Here is a 16,177-nt window from a genome sequence, read left to right as displayed (position 1 = left end):
CAAAGTTGCCGTACCCGACAACATGGCGGTAACCGGCTCACAGCAGCAAGCGAAAAAAACGGCACGTAAGTGCCGCTTTTTTTTCATGCTCAGAAGTCGATACGCGCGTTCAGCGACAGCGTGCGCGGATCGCCCGGCGTCACGTAGTCCGCGTACTGATACTCCCAGTAACGGCGATTGAGCAGGTTGTCGATGGCCGCGCGGAACGTCACGTCATAGCCGCCGATGCGCGTGGCATAGCTCGCACCGAGGTTGACCAGCATGTAGCCCGGCGCGTTGAGATTCGCGCTTGGGCGCACGTTGGTGTTGCCGGTGAACTTCGCGTCCGCGCCGATGCGCAGCCCTGGCACATACGGCACCGAGTACGTCGCATGACCCGCCACGACGAACTGCGGCGCGCCGGCCACGCGATTGCCGTTATTTGCCGCGCCCTTCTCGTACTTCGTGTTGATCCACATGAGGTCGCCGCCGACATTCCAGCTCGAGCCCAGACGCACGTCACCGCCGAACTCCACGCCCTGAAAGATCGATTGGCCGTCTTGCGTGAAGACGTTCGCGCTGTTTGCGTATTCCGAGCCGCGTTCGATCCGGAACAGTGCGGCTGTCGCGCTCCAGCGCGCATGCTCGCTCTTGATCCCGACTTCGTACTGCTTGCTGCGCAACGGCTTGAGCAATTCACCCCGGTTCGCGTACGTGTCGCCCACCACCGTGCCCGCTTCCAGCGATTCGACGTAACTGGTGTACAGCGTGGTGGTCGGCGCCAGCTTGAACATCAGCGCGACGGTCGGCGTCACGACGCCATTCTGGCTGTATGTCGATACGGTCGCACCGGTAGTCGAGTAGCCGTGCTGTTCGTAGTTCGTGTACCGCAGGCCGCCGAGTACCGACCAACGCTGCGTCAACTGGATCGTATCGCTCGCGAACAAGGCCTTTTGCGTAATGTCGCTGTCACGATAGGTGAAGTAGTTGGGTGCGCTGTCGAAGGTATTGGTGTTCGGCTGATAGATGTTGCCGGTGCCGATCTGACCGAAGAAACTGTTCGCACCGTAGTCGTTGGTTTGACGCTGGTACGCCGCACCGAACACGAGCTGATGCTGGAGCGGCCCGGTCTTGACGTTGCCTTCCGCCGACGCTTGCCACAAGCTCAGCTGATGCCCTTCCTTGCCGGCGAAGCGGCTATCCGTGTAATCGCCTGCGCCGTTTAGCAGGTAGTACGTGCTCTCGTTGCGATCGCGCGAGCTCTTGCTATAGCTGTAGGTGGCGGCGAGCGTCCAGTCCGGGCCCAGGTTGTATTGCAAGCCTGCGGTGTAGAGCTGAACGTTCGTGTTCAGGTGCTGATCGGGACCGGAGAGGTCGCCGGTGCCACCGCTTAACGTGCGCGGCAGGTTCGTACCCGGATAGAGCGCCGTCGAGATCGCCCCGGTGATACCGCTCGAATGACGCTCCTGATACAGCGCGCCGAAGGTCGCCTTGAGATCACGGGTGATGCGGGCGTCGAGCGCCAGCGACACTGCATCGCGCCGCACATTGCCTTCGTTGTAGGTCTTGCCTTCTTCGTGCGTCGCGTTCAGGCGATAGCCGAACATGCCGTCCGGGCCAACACGTCCGCCAAGATCCGCGTGCTCGGTCCACACGCCGTCGGTGTAATAGCCAATGTCGACGCTGCGTACCGGCGTGGTCGAAACCGGCGGCTTTTTCGTCACGTAGTTGACCACGCCACCCGGCGCGCCGAAGCCGTACATGAAGCCGGTCAGCCCCTTCAGCAACTCCACTTTTTCGAGCTGCTCGTACGGCATCGTGACGCCATAGCTGTTAAAGGGCATACCGTCGATCTTGAAGCCCGACTGCCAGTCGAGTTGCATGCCACGCACCGTCACGTAGGTGGCCCATGCGTTGTATGCGTTGCCGTTGTCGGAGACAGAGGCATCGGTGGCGAAGACATCGCCGAGTTTGGAAGGCTGGCGATCCTGCAATTCTTCGCTAGTGACCACGGTCGTGGAGAACGGCGTATCGAGCTGCGAACGAGCGCCAAGTGTGCCGCTACTGACGTCTTCCTTCAGATGTTGTGCCGTGTCTTGCGTCGCCGTGACCTTGACGGTCGGCAGCGCTTTCTCGCTTGCGTCCGGCGTTGCCTGAGCGCTGGGCGCCTGTTGCGCCCAGGCCCCGTGGCTTGCCGCAAATGCCAGACACGCCGCCATATGCACTGGCCGCACCGTCAGCCGTTTCTTCGGCTGTTTTACCCCGTCCCTTCCACTCATCGCTGATCCTGATTTTTCTCTAAAAGCCTTAAAATGAGAATGGTTCCCATTCACCAATGGCCGCGATGATGCCGAAAAATTATGCTTTTTGTAAGCTTTGATATGCGACATTTTGTCGCATCCATCTTACCAACCCCACCTGAAAGCCATACCAGACAGGGGTTCGTCGGATGCGAGCAAGCAGGTTGCCTCTGCGATACCGCGCCGCACTTACGAGAAACTTGCAGCCGATGGCACGATTCCATAAGATGAGAACAATTCCCATTTGCACTACGCCTTTGCTGTGACACCCCCTCCGCATCCCCGCCGTTTTTCGCCGACTCAGCCATGAGGGGGCAGCTCGTCCGCCTGCACCGCTGGTTCGGTGTCGCCATTGCGCTGTTTCTGTTTGTCGCCGGCCTGACCGGCGCGATCATCGCGTGGGATCACGAACTCGATGCCGCGCTGAACCCGTCGTTCTTTAAAGCGCACACTGCCGGCCCGGCTCTGTCAGGGCTCGAGTTAGCGCGTCGCGTCGAAGCGGCTGATCCGCGCTTGCAGGTGACGTATCTACCGCTCGCCACTGAATCCGGCCACACGTTGCAGATGATGGTGCTGCCGCGCACCAACCCTGCCACCCAGCAGCCTTACCCGCTCGACTTCAATCAGATCGCCGTCGACCCTGCCACCGGCGACGTCCAGGGGCGGCGCGAATGGGGCGCCGTTTCGCTCGCGCGACTCAATCTGATTCCGTTCATCTACAAGCTGCACTACACGCTGCACTTGCCGTTCACCGGCGGTGTCGATATCGGCACATGGCTGATGGGCATCGTTGGGATCGTGTGGCTCTTCGACAGCGTGGTCGCCCTATGGCTGTCGTTTCCGAGCTTCAAGGCGTGGCGCAAGTCGTTTGCGTTTCGCCTCGGCCGCGGCGGCTATGCGCTCACCTTCGATCTGCACCGCTCGGGTGGCGTATGGATCTGGGGCTTGCTGGTGATCGTCGCGCTGACGTCGGTGTCGATGAATCTCTCGAGGCCGGTGGTTCGGCCGTTCGTGTCGCTGTTCTCAACGCTCACGCCTGATCCGATCAACAACCCCGAAATCCTGCGCAAGCCCGAACCCGGCGATCAGGTCCTGAGCCGCGAGCGCATCGTGCAACTGGCCGAGCAAGCCGGTAAAGCACAGAACCTGACGGTGCCGCCGGGCGGCGTCTACTACGCGGAATTCCTGCACGCCTACGGCGTCGGCTTCTACGCGACCGGCAACGATCACGGCGATCTCGGCCTCGGCAACCCGTGGATGTATTGGGATGCGGCCACCGGCAAGCCGCTCGGTCAGCAGATTCCCGGCAAGGGCACAGCGGGCGATATCTTCATGCAGGTGCAATTCCCCCTGCACTCGGGACGCATCCTCGGTCTCGGCGGGCGGATTCTGATGAGTGCGATGGGGATTGCGGTCGCCGTGCTGAGCGCAACGGGATTGCTGATCTGGCTGAAGAAGCTGAATGCGCGCCGCCGTTCGGCGCAAAACGCCCGGCACGCACAGAGCGCACAGAACGCGGGCGGATCCGCAATGCGGTCCTGATCTGACAGGAAAGCGCCGGACTCACTCGGCGCACGCTTGCCGCGGGGTCACGCGGCCATGGCGTGCCCCCACTGCAAGCGCATCAAATGCTTTTAACGAAACACCACCGTCTTGCTACCGTTCAACACGACGCGATGCTCGACATGCCACTTCACCGCACGCGCGAGCGTCACGCATTCGACGTCACGGCCAATCGCCGTCAGTTGCTCCGGCGTCATGCTGTGATCGACACGCTCCACGCCCTGTTCGATGATCGGACCTTCGTCGAGATCCGTCGTCACGTAGTGGGCGGTTGCGCCGATCAGCTTCACGCCGCGGTCGAACGCCTGGTAATAAGGCTTCGCGCCCTTGAAGCTCGGCAGGAACGAGTGGTGAATATTGATCGCGCGGCCGGCGAGGGATTCGCATAGCTGCGGCGACAGAATCTGCATGTAGCGCGCAAGCACCACCAGATCGGCCCGATGCTCGTCGATCACTTCGAGCACGCGCGCTTCCTGCGCGGCCTTCGCGTCGGGCGTACCGCCCATCAGCGGGAAGTGATGAAACGGAATGTCGTAGCTGGCGGCGAGCTGGTAGAACTCCTTGTGGTTCGAGATGATCGCCGGAATCTCGATACCCAATTGACCGGTGCGATAGCGGAACAGCAGGTCGTTCAGGCAATGGCCGATCTTCGACACCATGATGACGACGCGCGGCTTCACCGACGCATCATGCAATTCCCAGCGCATGCCGAACTGCTCGGCAAGCGTCGTGAACGACTGACGCAACACGTCCAGACCCGGATCGCCACCCACCTGCTGAAAATGCACGCGCATGAAGAACTCGCCGGTGCGGCTGTCGCCGAACTGTGCGGAGTCGAGAATATTGCTGCCACGCTCGAACAAAAAGCCCGAAACCGCGTGGACGATGCCGGGCCGGTCGGCGCACGACAGTTTGAGAATAAAGCTGTGATCGGTCGACATGACCTGGGTGACTCCCTTCTTCAGTGCGTGATGTGTTCGGTGTGTCCTGCTCGATGCAGCGTGTTACGGCATGACCCGGATGGTTCGTCGAAGCGGCGCCTGACTCGCGCTTAGGCAAGCACCGGCGGTGCGAACAGCGTCTCGATGCCCGGACACGCATCTGCGTCGATCCAGCGGCGGCGCAACAGACAGTCCAGCGTGGCGAGACTCGCGTCCACCGTCATCCCGCCTTCTTCGATCCAGCGCGCCACTTCGTCGATGCGCGCGAGCCGGTGTTCGCCCACTTCGCCATCCTGATTGCGCGGCACGAAATCGCCCGGCAGCGCGAGGTCGTAGATAAAAATCTGTTCGGCCTGCGTGCCTTCCGGCAGCGATTGCAGCACATGCGCGGTGCGGCCGGCCGTGGCGCGCGCAGCGATCTCCTCGGGAATGCCGGCCTCTTCCCCGCACTCCTTGATGATCGTCGCCTCGATGCCGAAGCCCCAGCCGATCCCGCCTGCCACGACATTGTCGAGCATGCCCGGGTCGGTTGCCTTGGTGTCGCTACGGCGCGCGATCCACAATTGCGGCGCGCCGTCCGCGTATTCTACGACGCCGTTCAGATGCACCGCGTAGGTCATCGTGCCGAAGAAGCGCGACGCCGCGCGTTCGATGTACGCGAGCGGCGGCGCATCGAACGCATTGCGGATCGCGTAGGTCTCGTTGCGCCAGCCGGGAATACGGCCCTCGGCGGCAAGCGCGCCGATCACGGAACCGAGCGCCGCGCTGCGCAGATCGACGGTGTTGAACACGGACGCGAGCGTCACGCGCCCGCGTCCGATACTGTCGATTTCAAACACATCGGGCCAGCGCGCGAGCAACGGCACATCGGTCGAGCGAATCCAGCCGACCTGCTCGGCGTCGATCCAGAACGGCAGATGCGCGTCGACGTCGAAGCGACGCGCGGCGGTGATGCAAGGCAAAGTCATTTAAAGCTCCAAACTGGTCTGCTGGCGCGCGCACTTGCTGGCGCTCGCGATGTCGCTTAAGCGGCCCCTCGGCTAATCCCGCAAGGCAACGCGAATTCCGATCGCAATGAACGCCGCACCGGCGAGCCGGTCGAGCCACACGCCCACGCGCGGCCGGCGCTTCAGCCAGCCGCCGATCAGCCCCGCGCACACGCCGAACAGCGAAAACACCACCACGGTCTGCAACATGAACAACACGCCGAGTTCGAGCATCTGCACCGTGACACTTTGCGTACCGTGCGGCTGCACGAATTGCGGCAGGAACACGACGAAGAACAGCGTCACTTTCGGATTCAGCAGATTGCCGAGGACACTCTGGCGAAACACCGCCATCAACGGTTGCGGCGCGCGCTCGTGCGCGGTGGCGAGGCCCTGGCTGCGCAGTGCCTTGATGCCGATCCAGATCAGATAGGCGGCGCCGGCCAGCTTGATCACTTCAAACGCAACCGGCGACGAACGCAGCAACGCGGCCACGCCAAGCGCGGCCAACGTGGTGTGGAAGGTAATGCCGGCCGCAAAGCCGAGCGCGGCGACGAGACCAGCCGCACGCCCTTGTGAGATGCCGCGTGCGAGCACTTGCAGATTGTCGGGGCCGGGCGCCATCGTGATGGCGATCGACGTGGCGAGAAACAACAGGAAGTTGGGCATCTTTCTTACCTTCTTTGTGTGCAGGAAGAAGTTCGCATCCAGCGATCAATGGCCGCCGAATTCAGTCACCGTATAGAGCGGCAGGCCGCCTTCGCGCAGCAGCTTCGAGCCGCCGAGTTCAGGCAGATCGATAATCGCCGCACCTTCGATCACCACGGCGCCAAGCCGCTCCAGCAGAATCTTGCCGGCCATCATCGTGCCGCCGGTAGCAATCAGATCGTCGATGATCACGACGCGATCGCCCGGCTTGCAGGCGTCCTCGTGAATCTCGACGGTCGCGGTGCCGTATTCGAGCTCGTAGGATTGCGCGACTCGCTTGTACGGCAGCTTGCCCTGCTTGCGGATCGGAATGAAGCCGAGGTTCAACTCGTAAGCCAGAATCGGCCCGATGATGAAACCACGCGCATCGAGCCCGGCGACGTAGTCGAGTTTCGCGTCGATATAACGCTGGACGAACAGATCGATCAGCACGCGCAGCGACTTCGGCTCCTGCAGGAGCGGCGTGATGTCGCGAAACTGCACGCCCGGCAGCGGCCAGTCGGGCACCGTGCGGATGTGGCTTTTGATGTAATCGGCCGCATCGAGCGGCGCGCTCGCGAGCACGTTGGACATGATGTCTCCGGATGGACCTCGACAGGTCCGATGAAATGCTAATTCAGATGCGGCCGGCAAGGTGCGGCTGGCCAGGTGCAGCGGGCTCAGGCGCGGCCGGCAATGCCGACCCGGCGAGATCATGCCACGCCGACCTTACACACTAGGCCGCAGCGGCGCCCGCCCGGCGATGCTTCGAGAGCCGCTCTTCGGCTTCGGCCAACTGTTCGGGCAGGCCCCGCAACACCACGATGTCGCTCGCGCGCAGCTTGGTGGACGGATCCGGCTCGACGCCGCGAATGCCGTGCCGGCGAATCGCCGTGACTTCGACACCCAGATCGAACAGGCCCAGTTCCGCCAGCGTTCGGCCCACCGCGTCCGAGTTTTCGTCGACCGGCACCGATTGTAGCCGCACCTGTTCGTGGCCGTCGTCGTCTTCCACGTCGTCCGCCCCGTGGAAATAGCCGCGCAACAGCGCGTAGCGCTCGTCGCGCATTTCCTCGACCCGTCGCACCACGCGCCGCATCGGCACGCCCATCAGCACCAGCGTATGCGAAGCCAGCATCAGGCTGCCTTCGACGATTTCCGGAATCACCTCGGTCGCGCCGGCGGCCAGCAGCTTTTCCAGATCGGCGTCGTCGACGGTACGAACGATCACCGGCAACGTGGGTTCCAGTTCGTGAATATTGTGGAGCACGCGCAATGCCGACGGCGTGTTCGCATAGGTAATCGCGATCGTTGCCGCGCGATGGATACCGGCGGCAAGCAGCGATTCGCGCCGCCCCGCATCGCCGAATACGACCGATTCACCCGCCGCCGCCGCAGCCTGCACGCGATCGGGGTCCAGGTCCAACGCGACGTACGACAGACCTTCATGCTCCAGCATGCGCGCCAGATTCTGCCCAGCCCGGCCATAGCCGCAAATGATCACATGGCCGCTCTGCTTCAGGCTCTGTGTTGCGATACGTGTCATCTGCAAGGACTGCATCATCCATTCAGTCGACGACAGACGCAGCACGATACGGTCCGCGTTCTGAATCAGGAACGGCGCGGCCAGCATCGACAGCAGCATCGCCGCGAGAATCGCCTGCAACAAGGTGGCGTCGACCAGATGCTTGTCGAGAATCAGATTCAGCAGCACGAAGCCGAACTCGCCGGCTTGCGCGAGGCCGATACCGGTGCGCATCGCGACACCCGGCGACGCACCGAACAGGCGCGAGAGCCCGGTCACCATGACCGCCTTCAGCAGAATCGGCCCGACCAGAAAGCCGAGCACGATGAACGGGTGGTCCCAGATCACGCGCGGATTCAGCAGCATGCCGGTCGTGACGAAGAAGAGACCCAGCAGCACGTCGCGAAACGGCTTGATGTCCTCCTCCACCTGATGCCGGTAAGGCGTTTCGGCGATCAGCATGCCGGCGATGAAAGCGCCGAGCGCAAGCGACAGGCCGAACTTGTCCGTGATGAACGCCGCGCCCAGCGTCACCAGCAGCAGGTTCAGAATGAACAGTTCCTGCGAGCGGCGGCGCGCGACCACGTTGAACCAGCGCGTCATGAAGCGCTGCCCCACTATTAACAATAGGGCCAACGCCACGACGATCTTGATGGCCGCTATCCCGAGCGAGCTGACGAGATCGTTCGAGCTGCCACCCAGCGCCGCGATGACAATCAACAGCGGCACCACCGCCAGATCCTGGAACAGCAGCACGCCGAAGATGTTGCGGCCGTGTTCGGTTTCGATTTCGAGCCGCTCAGCCAGCATCTTGCTGACGATCGCCGTCGACGACATCGCCAGCGCGCCGCCCAGCGCCACGCTCGCCTGCCACGTGATGTGCACCCACCGCTCCAGCACGAAACCGAGTGAGACCGCCACGGCGATGGTGCCGATCACCTGCAACAGGCCGAGACCGAACACGAGGCGGCGCATCGAGCGCAATTTGGAGAGCGAAAACTCCAGCCCGATCGAGAACATCAGGAACACGACGCCGAATTCGGCCAGATTCTGCGCGCCTGCCGAATCTGGAATCAAACCGAACGCGTGCGGCCCGACCACGATGCCGACCGTCAGATAGCCCAGCATCGGCGGAAGATTCAGAAAGCGAAAGAGCACCACGCCCGCCACTGATGCCAGCAGCAGGAATAGCGTCATTTCGAGCGGGGAAATCATCGGCAAAAACGCATCGGTAAAGCGTCCTCGTTCGTCAGCGGAACCGCGCACGCAAAACGCCGTGCGACAAGGTTGAGGGGCCGTAAAAAACAGCAATAAAGACAGCGGCTTGGCACAGCAGGCCCGGCGCGGCGAACAAGCGCCTTTGCTATACTCCGCGAATGATAGCGAAAATCAATGGCGACAGGGCACTCGCGCTCGCTCGTGACGTGCTCGACATCGAAGCGGACGCCGTGCGCGCGCTTCGCGATCAACTCGACGATGGCTTCGTCGGGGCGGTCGACTTCATCCTGGGCTGCCGTGGGCGCGTCGTCGTTTCCGGCATCGGCAAATCCGGCCACGTGGCCCGCAAGCTGGCGGCCACGCTTGCCAGCACCGGCACACCGGCGTTCTTCGTTCACCCGGCGGAAGCCAGTCATGGCGACCTCGGCATGGTCACGGCAGACGACGTGTTCCTCGCGCTGTCCAATTCCGGTGAAACTGAAGAACTCGTGGCGATCCTGCCGCTCATCAAGCGGATCGGCTCGAAGCTGATTGCAATGACCGGCCGTCCGTCGTCGAGTCTTGCACAACTGGCCGACGTACATCTGAATTCTGGCGTGTCAAAAGAAGCCTGTCCGATGAATCTTGCGCCGACCGCCAGCACCACCGCCGCGCTCGCGCTCGGCGATGCGCTCGCGGTCGCGGTGCTGGACGCGCGCGGCTTCGGTCGGGACGATTTCGCCCGCTCGCATCCGGGTGGCGCGCTCGGCCGGCGTCTGCTCACGTATGTTCGCGACGTCATGCGCACCGGCGACCAGGTGCCGAAGGTGACGCCCGACGCGACCGTTCGCGACGCGTTGTTCCAGTTGACCGCCAAGCGCATGGGTATGACGGCGATCGTCGATCATAACGATCACGTAACCGGCATCTTCACCGACGGCGACTTGCGCCGCGTGCTCGAGCGCGACGGCGATTTCCGCGAACTCTCGATTGCCTCGGTGATGACCGGCGGCCCGCGCACCATCGGTCCGGATCAACTGGCTGTCGAAGCCGTGGAACTGATGGAGCGCCACCGCATCAATCAGATGCTGGTCGTCGACGAAGCAGGCAAGCTGATCGGCGCACTCAACATGCACGACCTGTTCTCGAAGAAGGTGATCTGATGGCTGTCGCCCCCCTTACCGCCACTGAACGCGCAAGCCGCGTCAAGCTGATGATTTTCGACGTCGACGGCGTGCTGACCGACGGCGGCCTGCTGTTTACGGCGGAAGGCGACACGATGAAGGCCTTCCACTCGATGGACGGGCACGGCATGAAGCTGCTGCGCGAGGCCGGCATCGAAACGGCGATCATCACCGGGCGCAAGTCGGGCATCGTCGCGGCGCGGGCGAAGGAAATGAACATCACCCACGTCTATCAGGGCGTGCAGGACAAACCTCAGGCGTTCGCCGACCTGCTCAAGCAAACCGGCCTGAGCGCGGAAGAATGCGGCTATATGGGCGACGACTGGGTCGATCTCGGCGTCATGCTGAAGGTCGGCTTCGCGGCGGCGCCGGCCAACTCGCATCCTGAAGTGATCGCACGCGCCCACTGGGTCAGCGAGGCGCGCGGCGGCCACGGCGCCGCGCGGGAAGTCTGCGACACCCTGCTGCGCGCGCAGCACAAATATGAGGCTCTGCTCGCGGCAGCCTGTAGCGGCGAACAGCGAGGCCTTGTCGGATGAATCGGTTTCGCTGGACCTCACTGATTCCGCTCGTCGCGATGGCGGCGCTCGCCGGCATTACATGGTGGCTGTTGCAAGCCACGCTGCCGCGGCAGAACGAAGACGTGGTGCGCCCCAAGGAGCACACGCCCGATTACTTCGCGGACAACTTTTCGGTTTCCGAACTCGATCAGTCGGGCTCGACACAATACCGCCTGACCGCTGTCAGCCTCATCCACTACGAAGACGACGAGCTGAGCGATCTGGTTAAGCCGGCCATGCGCGCGTTCCAGCCGGGCAAGCCGATCGTCACCGCGACCGGCGATACCGGCACGGTCAACGGCGACGCCTCGATCGTCGATCTGTACGACAACGCGCGCATCGTGCGGGCCGCCGGCAACGGCGATCCGCAGATGCAGGCGGATTCGCAGCATTTTAGGGTGCTGGTCAACGACGATGTGATCGAGACCGAAAAGCCGGTTAAACTTCAGCGCGGCATGTCTGTGATGACTGCCAGCGGCATGAACTACAACAACGTCACCCGGGTAATGCAGCTGTTCGGCAATGTGAAGGGCGCGATTGCCGCGTCCGAAGGCTCCGCCAGCTCGCCCAAGCAACCCGGGTAATCCATTCCAGGCGTGACTGCATGAACGAATCGTTCCCCCGTTTTGATACCGGCCGCTCGCGCACCCTGTCCGCGTGCCGCGCCGGACTCGCTGCGCTAATCGTCGCGTTGCCGCTCGCCGGCTTCGCGCCGCTTGCGCACGCCGACCGCGCCGACAAGGACAAGCCGCTGAACGTCGAAGCGGATAACATGACTTACGACGACCTCAAACAGGTCAACATCTTCACCGGCCACGTGGTCGCCACCAAAGGCACGATCGTGATCAAGGCCGATCGCGTCGAAGTGACGCAAGACCCGCAGGGCTATCAATACGCCACCGGCACGTCGACCGGCGGCAATCTGTCGTATTTCCGCCAGAAGCGCGAAGGCCTCGATGAATACATCGAAGGCACGGCCATTCGTATCGACTACGACGGCAAGCAGGATCTGACCACGCTCACCACCAACGCCACCGTGAAGCGCCTGCAAGGCCTCTCGACGGTCATGGATCAGGTGCACGGCAGCGTCATCACGTATGACGGCCAGAACGACTTCTACACCGCGAAGGCGGGCAAGGATGTTGCCGGCCCGGGCAACCCGACCGGCCGCGTGCGCGCCATGCTGGCGCCGCGCAATGGCGGCGCCGCGCCGCTGACCGGCGCGTCGGCCACGCTCGCGCCGTCCACCACGATCCAGGGAGCACCGAACCAGTGAGTTCCTCCGCGTCCCTCCCCAATCGCAAACCGGCCGGCACCAGCAGTTCGCTGGTGGTCCGCAACCTGAAAAAGCGTTACGGCTCGCGCACCGTCGTCAAAGACGTCTCGCTCGACGTGAAAAGCGGCGAAGTGGTCGGCCTGCTCGGCCCCAACGGCGCCGGCAAGACCACCTCGTTCTATATGATCGTCGGCCTCGTGCCGCTCGATGCAGGTGAAATCGATCTGGACGGCAAGTCGATCAGCTTGCTGCCGATTCACAAGCGCGCGTCGCTGGGCTTGTCGTATCTGCCGCAGGAAGCGTCCGTTTTCCGCAAGCTCTCGGTCGAGGAAAACATTCGCGCGGTGCTCGAATTGCAGGTCGAAGACAACGGCAAGCGGCTCAGCAAAGACACCATCACGAGTCGCACCGAAGCCTTGCTCGATGAGCTGCAGATCGCTCACCTGCGTGAGAATCCGGCGCTGTCGCTGTCGGGCGGCGAGCGTCGGCGGGTTGAAATTGCACGTGCACTGGCCACCAACCCGAGCTTCATTCTGCTCGACGAGCCGTTCGCGGGCGTCGATCCGATCGCGGTGCTGGAAATCCAGAAGATCGTCAAATTTCTGAAGCAGCGCAATATTGGCGTGCTGATCACCGACCACAACGTGCGCGAAACCCTCGGCATCTGCGACCACGCCTACATCATCAGCGACGGCAGCGTACTGGCCGCCGGTGCGCCGAGCGACATCATCGAAAACGAAAGCGTGCGGCGCGTCTACCTGGGCGAACACTTCCGCATGTAAGTGCACAAGGGATTACCGGCGGTGCGAGCGCGCATTCGCCGGATCCTTTGCGGCATCTGCACATCAGCTTTTTTGACCTGGGCCGTCCCGCGCCCAGCGCCGCCGAAAACGGGCGCACGCGTAATTGCGAATGTCGCAATGTATCGCGGTCGTGGCAAACTCTCTACAATGAATCTCAACTTGCCATGAAAGCCAGCCTCCAACTCCGCCTATCGCAGCATCTTGCGCTGACCCCGCAACTGCAGCAGTCCATCCGGCTGCTTCAGCTGTCCACGCTCGAACTGCAGCAGGAAGTCGCAATGGCGATCTCGCAGAATCCGCTCCTCGAAAACGAGGACGACTGGATCGCGAGTCCCCTGCGCGTGGCGGCCGACGGCTCGCTGATCGCCCAGGCGCCCAATTCCTCCCCGCCGCCCGACCAGATGGGCGGCAATACGTCGTCTTCATCCACCAGCAGCAGCGAGCGCGCCGAGAACGGCGAGCCGCAGGGTGTCGACGAATACAACGGCCTCGCGGGCGACGGCAACGGCGACGCGTCGCAATGGGATCTCGGCGACTACGGCCGCTCCGGCAATGCCTCGGACGACGACGATCTGCCGCCGCTGCAAATCCACGAATCGAGCACCTCGCTGCGCGATCACCTGATGGCGCAACTTCGCGTCACCCAGGCGAGCCAGCGCGATCGCGCGCTGATCACCTTCCTGATCGAATCGCTCGACGACGACGGCTATCTGGCCGCCACGCTCGAAGAAGTGCTGACTGACCTGCCTGAAGAGCTCGAAGTCGATCTCGACGAAATGAATGCGGCGCTTGCGCTGCTGCATAGCTTCGATCCTGCGGGGGTCGGGGCACGCTCGGCGTCCGAATGTCTCAAGCTGCAATTGCTGCGGCTCGAAAAATCGCCTACGCGCACGCTTGCGCTCGACATCGTCGCCCATTATCTGGAACTGCTCGCGGCACGCGATTTCACGCGTCTGCGCAAGCATCTGAAGGCGAACGACGACGAGTTACGCGATGCGCACGTGCTAATCCGCTCGCTCGAACCGTTTCCCGGCGCCGCTTACGGCAAGGCGGAAGCGGACTATGTCGTGCCGGACATCATGGTGCGCAAAACGGCACAGGGCTGGCAGGCCGATCTGAATCCGGAAGTGGTGCCGAAGCTGCGCATCAACCACCTTTACGCGAATATTCTGCGTAATAACCGGGGCGATCCGGGTAGCGGATCGTTGCGCCAGCAACTGCAGGAAGCACGCTGGCTGATCAAAAATATCCAGCAGCGTTTCGAGACGATCCTCCGGGTTGCGCAGGCCATTGTCGAGCGTCAAAAGAGTTTTTTTGTGCATGGCGAAATTGCCATGCGCCCCTTGGTTTTGCGAGAAATTGCTGATACGCTGGGCCTACACGAGTCAACTGTCTCGCGTGTGACAACCGGTAAATACATGCTGACCCCATTCGGGACGCTTGAATTTAAGTACTTCTTCGGATCACACGTTTCGACTGACACGGGCGGCGCGGCCTCTTCCACGGCTATTCGCGCGCTCATCAAGCAACTGATAGGAGCGGAAAACCCGAAATCTCCTCTTTCAGACAGCCGCATAGCCGAACTGCTGGCGGAACAGGGCTTCGTGGTCGCACGGCGTACCGTTGCGAAGTATCGCGAAGCCCTCAAGATTCCGGCAGTCAACCTGCGCAAGTCTCTGTAGCCCGTCGCCTCCCGCGTCGGGCATTTACCGGCCGCTCCGCAGTTGGCGGACAGGCCGGCCGATGCGACCTGCCAGAAGTCAGTCACCGGGGGGCGACTCAGGCAAGCCGACAGATCGACCGGACCTTCGTCATCGTGCGGACCAAGCGGCCATTAGCTTGGAGAAGCACTATGAATCTGCAGATCAGTGGACACCACCTCGAAGTAACGCCTGCGTTGCGCGAATACGTGATCACCAAACTGGATAGGGTGCTAAGACATTTTGATCAGGTAATTGACGGCAGTGTGGTCCTCTCGGTCGACAACCATAAGGAAAAGGAAAAGCGTCAAAAGGTTGAAATCAACCTGCATCTCAAGGGCAAAGATATCTTTGTCGAGAGCTGTGACAGCGATCTCTACGCTGCAATCGATCTAATGATCGACAAGCTAGACCGGCAAGTGATACGCCACAAGGATCGCCTGCAAGGCCATCAGCACGATGCGATCAAGTACCAACCGGCACCGCTTCTGGACGTGCCGCCGCAATAAGGAACATTAGAAGGTTTCTTTACTTTCCTTCGTTTTTTCCTCAGTTGCCTGCATTTGCCTATAGGGATATAGGCAGCCAAACCGCCCGGGCCCGGGCGGTTTTTCGTTTCAGGCCGCCTTTCTCGCGCCGCCGCACAGATTGGATCAATCCAGCAAAGAAACCCATCATGCATAGATGGCGCGCCGCACCATCCGTTGCTACCCTGATCTATAATGTTCCGGTTACCATCGGGGTCAAGTTAGCTCAAACGGAAATCGGTCGGCCGGAGTCCTGCGCTTTCGGACTCCAACGCACGTCGCCGTGAGCCTCAAACGAATGGAACACCACTCAAACGCCCCAGCGAGGAGAACCCAGGCCACGTTTTCGCCTGTCAACATGAATCGTTTAGCCAAATTTCTTCCCCTCGAGAACGTCGTCGTCGGACTATCGGTCACCAGCAAGAAGCGCGTATTCGAGCAAGCGGGCCTGATCTTCGAGAACCAGAACGGCATCGCCCGTAGCACGGTCACTGACAATCTGTTTGCGCGTGAGCGCCTCGGATCGACGGGGCTCGGCGAAGGCGTCGCGATTCCGCATGGCCGGATCAAAGGCTTGAAGCAACCGCTCGCCGCGTTCGTCCGCCTCGCCGAACCTATCCCCTTCGAATCGCCTGACGGCCAGCCGGTCTCGCTGCTGATCTTCCTGCTCGTTCCCGAGCAGGCCACCCAGCAGCACCTCGAAATTCTTTCGGAAATCGCCCAGTTGCTGTCCGATCGTGAGGCCCGCGAGCGCCTGCACACGGAAGAAGACCGCGAATCATTGCATCGCCTGCTCACTCAGTGGCAACCTTGATGCATCGGCGGTTCTCCGCACGCCGTTTATTCGACCAGTTACCCGCCTGTGCGCGGGTACAGCCTGGCAAGGCAAACGGTCCGCGTTAGCGCGGCCCGTCCCGTTGCCCGGCAAAGCGGCCCACACTGGAGTCAC

Annotated in this window: 15 protein-coding genes; 9 read left to right on the top strand and 6 right to left on the bottom strand. The window is 62.1% G+C overall.

Annotation, left to right across the window (positions count from 1 at the left end):
- Positions 1-89: 89 nt before the first annotated feature.
- Entirely contained in the window at positions 90-2,258 is a 2,169-nt protein-coding gene (locus PQQ96_RS18980) for a TonB-dependent siderophore receptor (RefSeq protein ID WP_408294892.1), read from the bottom strand.
- 327 nt (positions 2,259-2,585) lie between these two features.
- Here PQQ96_RS18980 and PQQ96_RS18975 point away from each other — a divergent pair, with 327 nt between their 5' ends.
- Positions 2,586-3,821 (top strand): PepSY-associated TM helix domain-containing protein, encoded by a 1,236-nt coding sequence (locus tag PQQ96_RS18975; protein WP_408294889.1) that lies wholly within the window; start codon positions 2,586-2,588, stop codon positions 3,819-3,821.
- A gap of 92 nt (positions 3,822-3,913) precedes the next feature.
- Here PQQ96_RS18975 and purU read toward each other — a convergent pair whose 3' ends face one another.
- The 5 genes from purU to PQQ96_RS18950 all read right to left on the bottom strand — a co-directional run bounded on the left by purU (position 3,914) and on the right by PQQ96_RS18950 (position 9,196).
- The gene (gene purU, locus PQQ96_RS18970; RefSeq protein ID WP_408294887.1) at positions 3,914-4,783 is read right to left on the bottom strand and encodes a formyltetrahydrofolate deformylase; all 870 of its coding nucleotides are present in this window, start codon (positions 4,781-4,783) and stop codon (positions 3,914-3,916) included.
- 110 nt (positions 4,784-4,893) lie between these two features.
- Complete coding sequence (locus PQQ96_RS18965) at positions 4,894-5,751, bottom strand: NUDIX hydrolase (RefSeq protein ID WP_408294884.1); 858 nt, start codon at positions 5,749-5,751, stop codon at positions 4,894-4,896.
- Between the two features lie 72 nt (positions 5,752-5,823).
- Positions 5,824-6,438 carry a LysE family translocator gene (locus PQQ96_RS18960; RefSeq protein ID WP_408294881.1) on the bottom strand — a complete coding sequence of 205 codons (615 nt, stop codon included), beginning with the start codon at positions 6,436-6,438 and terminating at the stop codon, positions 5,824-5,826.
- A gap of 45 nt (positions 6,439-6,483) precedes the next feature.
- Positions 6,484-7,050: an adenine phosphoribosyltransferase gene (locus PQQ96_RS18955; RefSeq protein WP_408294878.1), complete on the bottom strand. Its 567-nt coding sequence runs from the start codon at positions 7,048-7,050 to the stop codon at positions 6,484-6,486.
- A 142-nt stretch (positions 7,051-7,192) separates the two neighbouring features.
- On the bottom strand, positions 7,193-9,196 hold the full coding sequence (locus PQQ96_RS18950) for a monovalent cation:proton antiporter family protein (RefSeq protein ID WP_408294921.1): 2,004 nt from the start codon (positions 9,194-9,196) through the stop codon (positions 7,193-7,195).
- A gap of 161 nt (positions 9,197-9,357) precedes the next feature.
- Here PQQ96_RS18950 and kdsD point away from each other — a divergent pair, with 161 nt between their 5' ends.
- From kdsD to PQQ96_RS18910, 8 genes are all read left to right on the top strand, one after another.
- Entirely contained in the window at positions 9,358-10,341 is a 984-nt protein-coding gene (gene kdsD, locus PQQ96_RS18945) for an arabinose 5-phosphate isomerase KdsD (protein ID WP_408294875.1), read from the top strand.
- Positions 10,341-10,901, top strand: a complete 561-nt coding sequence (locus PQQ96_RS18940; protein WP_408294872.1) for a KdsC family phosphatase — start codon at positions 10,341-10,343, stop codon at positions 10,899-10,901. The genes kdsD and PQQ96_RS18940 overlap by 1 nt, the downstream gene beginning before the upstream one ends.
- Positions 10,898-11,506: an LPS export ABC transporter periplasmic protein LptC gene (lptC, locus tag PQQ96_RS18935; protein WP_408294869.1), complete on the top strand. Its 609-nt coding sequence runs from the start codon at positions 10,898-10,900 to the stop codon at positions 11,504-11,506. The genes PQQ96_RS18940 and lptC overlap by 4 nt, the downstream gene beginning before the upstream one ends.
- 20 nt (positions 11,507-11,526) lie before the next feature.
- Positions 11,527-12,198 carry a lipopolysaccharide transport periplasmic protein LptA gene (gene lptA, locus PQQ96_RS18930; protein WP_408294866.1) on the top strand — a complete coding sequence of 224 codons (672 nt, stop codon included), beginning with the start codon at positions 11,527-11,529 and terminating at the stop codon, positions 12,196-12,198.
- Complete coding sequence (lptB, locus tag PQQ96_RS18925) at positions 12,195-12,980, top strand: LPS export ABC transporter ATP-binding protein (RefSeq protein WP_408294863.1); 786 nt, start codon at positions 12,195-12,197, stop codon at positions 12,978-12,980. The genes lptA and lptB overlap by 4 nt, the downstream gene beginning before the upstream one ends.
- A 185-nt stretch (positions 12,981-13,165) precedes the next feature.
- A complete protein-coding gene (locus tag PQQ96_RS18920) occupies positions 13,166-14,683 on the top strand; it encodes an RNA polymerase factor sigma-54 (protein WP_408294860.1) in 1,518 nt (505 codons plus the stop codon).
- Between the two features lie 170 nt (positions 14,684-14,853).
- Entirely contained in the window at positions 14,854-15,210 is a 357-nt protein-coding gene (gene hpf / locus PQQ96_RS18915; RefSeq protein WP_028199089.1) for a ribosome hibernation-promoting factor, HPF/YfiA family, read from the top strand.
- 316 nt (positions 15,211-15,526) lie between these two features.
- Positions 15,527-16,042: a PTS sugar transporter subunit IIA gene (locus PQQ96_RS18910; protein WP_074285509.1), complete on the top strand. Its 516-nt coding sequence runs from the start codon at positions 15,527-15,529 to the stop codon at positions 16,040-16,042.
- Positions 16,043-16,177 lie beyond the last annotated feature (135 nt).

Origin of the sequence: Paraburkholderia sediminicola, assembly GCF_046027825.1 — a bacterium.
Taxonomy (GTDB): domain Bacteria; phylum Pseudomonadota; class Gammaproteobacteria; order Burkholderiales; family Burkholderiaceae; genus Paraburkholderia; species Paraburkholderia sediminicola_D.
The sequence above is the reverse complement of the archived record's forward strand: the minus strand, read 5'-3'. Positions and strand labels throughout refer to the sequence as shown.

What these genes read in the sequence shown, in the direction of transcription:
- PQQ96_RS18980 (WP_408294892.1), bottom strand. Translation starts at nt 2,258, where the DNA reads ATGAGTGGAAGGGACGGGGTAAAACAGCCGAAGAAACGGCTGACGGTG.
- PQQ96_RS18975 (WP_408294889.1), top strand. Translation starts at nt 2,586, where the DNA reads ATGAGGGGGCAGCTCGTCCGCCTGCACCGCTGGTTCGGTGTCGCCATT.
- purU (WP_408294887.1), bottom strand. Translation starts at nt 4,783, where the DNA reads ATGTCGACCGATCACAGCTTTATTCTCAAACTGTCGTGCGCCGACCGG.
- PQQ96_RS18965 (WP_408294884.1), bottom strand. Translation starts at nt 5,751, where the DNA reads ATGACTTTGCCTTGCATCACCGCCGCGCGTCGCTTCGACGTCGACGCG.
- PQQ96_RS18960 (WP_408294881.1), bottom strand. Translation starts at nt 6,438, where the DNA reads ATGCCCAACTTCCTGTTGTTTCTCGCCACGTCGATCGCCATCACGATG.
- PQQ96_RS18955 (WP_408294878.1), bottom strand. Translation starts at nt 7,050, where the DNA reads ATGTCCAACGTGCTCGCGAGCGCGCCGCTCGATGCGGCCGATTACATC.
- PQQ96_RS18950 (WP_408294921.1), bottom strand. Translation starts at nt 9,196, where the DNA reads ATGATTTCCCCGCTCGAAATGACGCTATTCCTGCTGCTGGCATCAGTG.
- kdsD (WP_408294875.1), top strand. Translation starts at nt 9,358, where the DNA reads ATGATAGCGAAAATCAATGGCGACAGGGCACTCGCGCTCGCTCGTGAC.
- PQQ96_RS18940 (WP_408294872.1), top strand. Translation starts at nt 10,341, where the DNA reads ATGGCTGTCGCCCCCCTTACCGCCACTGAACGCGCAAGCCGCGTCAAG.
- lptC (WP_408294869.1), top strand. Translation starts at nt 10,898, where the DNA reads ATGAATCGGTTTCGCTGGACCTCACTGATTCCGCTCGTCGCGATGGCG.
- lptA (WP_408294866.1), top strand. Translation starts at nt 11,527, where the DNA reads ATGAACGAATCGTTCCCCCGTTTTGATACCGGCCGCTCGCGCACCCTG.
- PQQ96_RS18920 (WP_408294860.1), top strand. Translation starts at nt 13,166, where the DNA reads ATGAAAGCCAGCCTCCAACTCCGCCTATCGCAGCATCTTGCGCTGACC.
- hpf (WP_028199089.1), top strand. Translation starts at nt 14,854, where the DNA reads ATGAATCTGCAGATCAGTGGACACCACCTCGAAGTAACGCCTGCGTTG.
- PQQ96_RS18910 (WP_074285509.1), top strand. Translation starts at nt 15,527, where the DNA reads ATGGAACACCACTCAAACGCCCCAGCGAGGAGAACCCAGGCCACGTTT.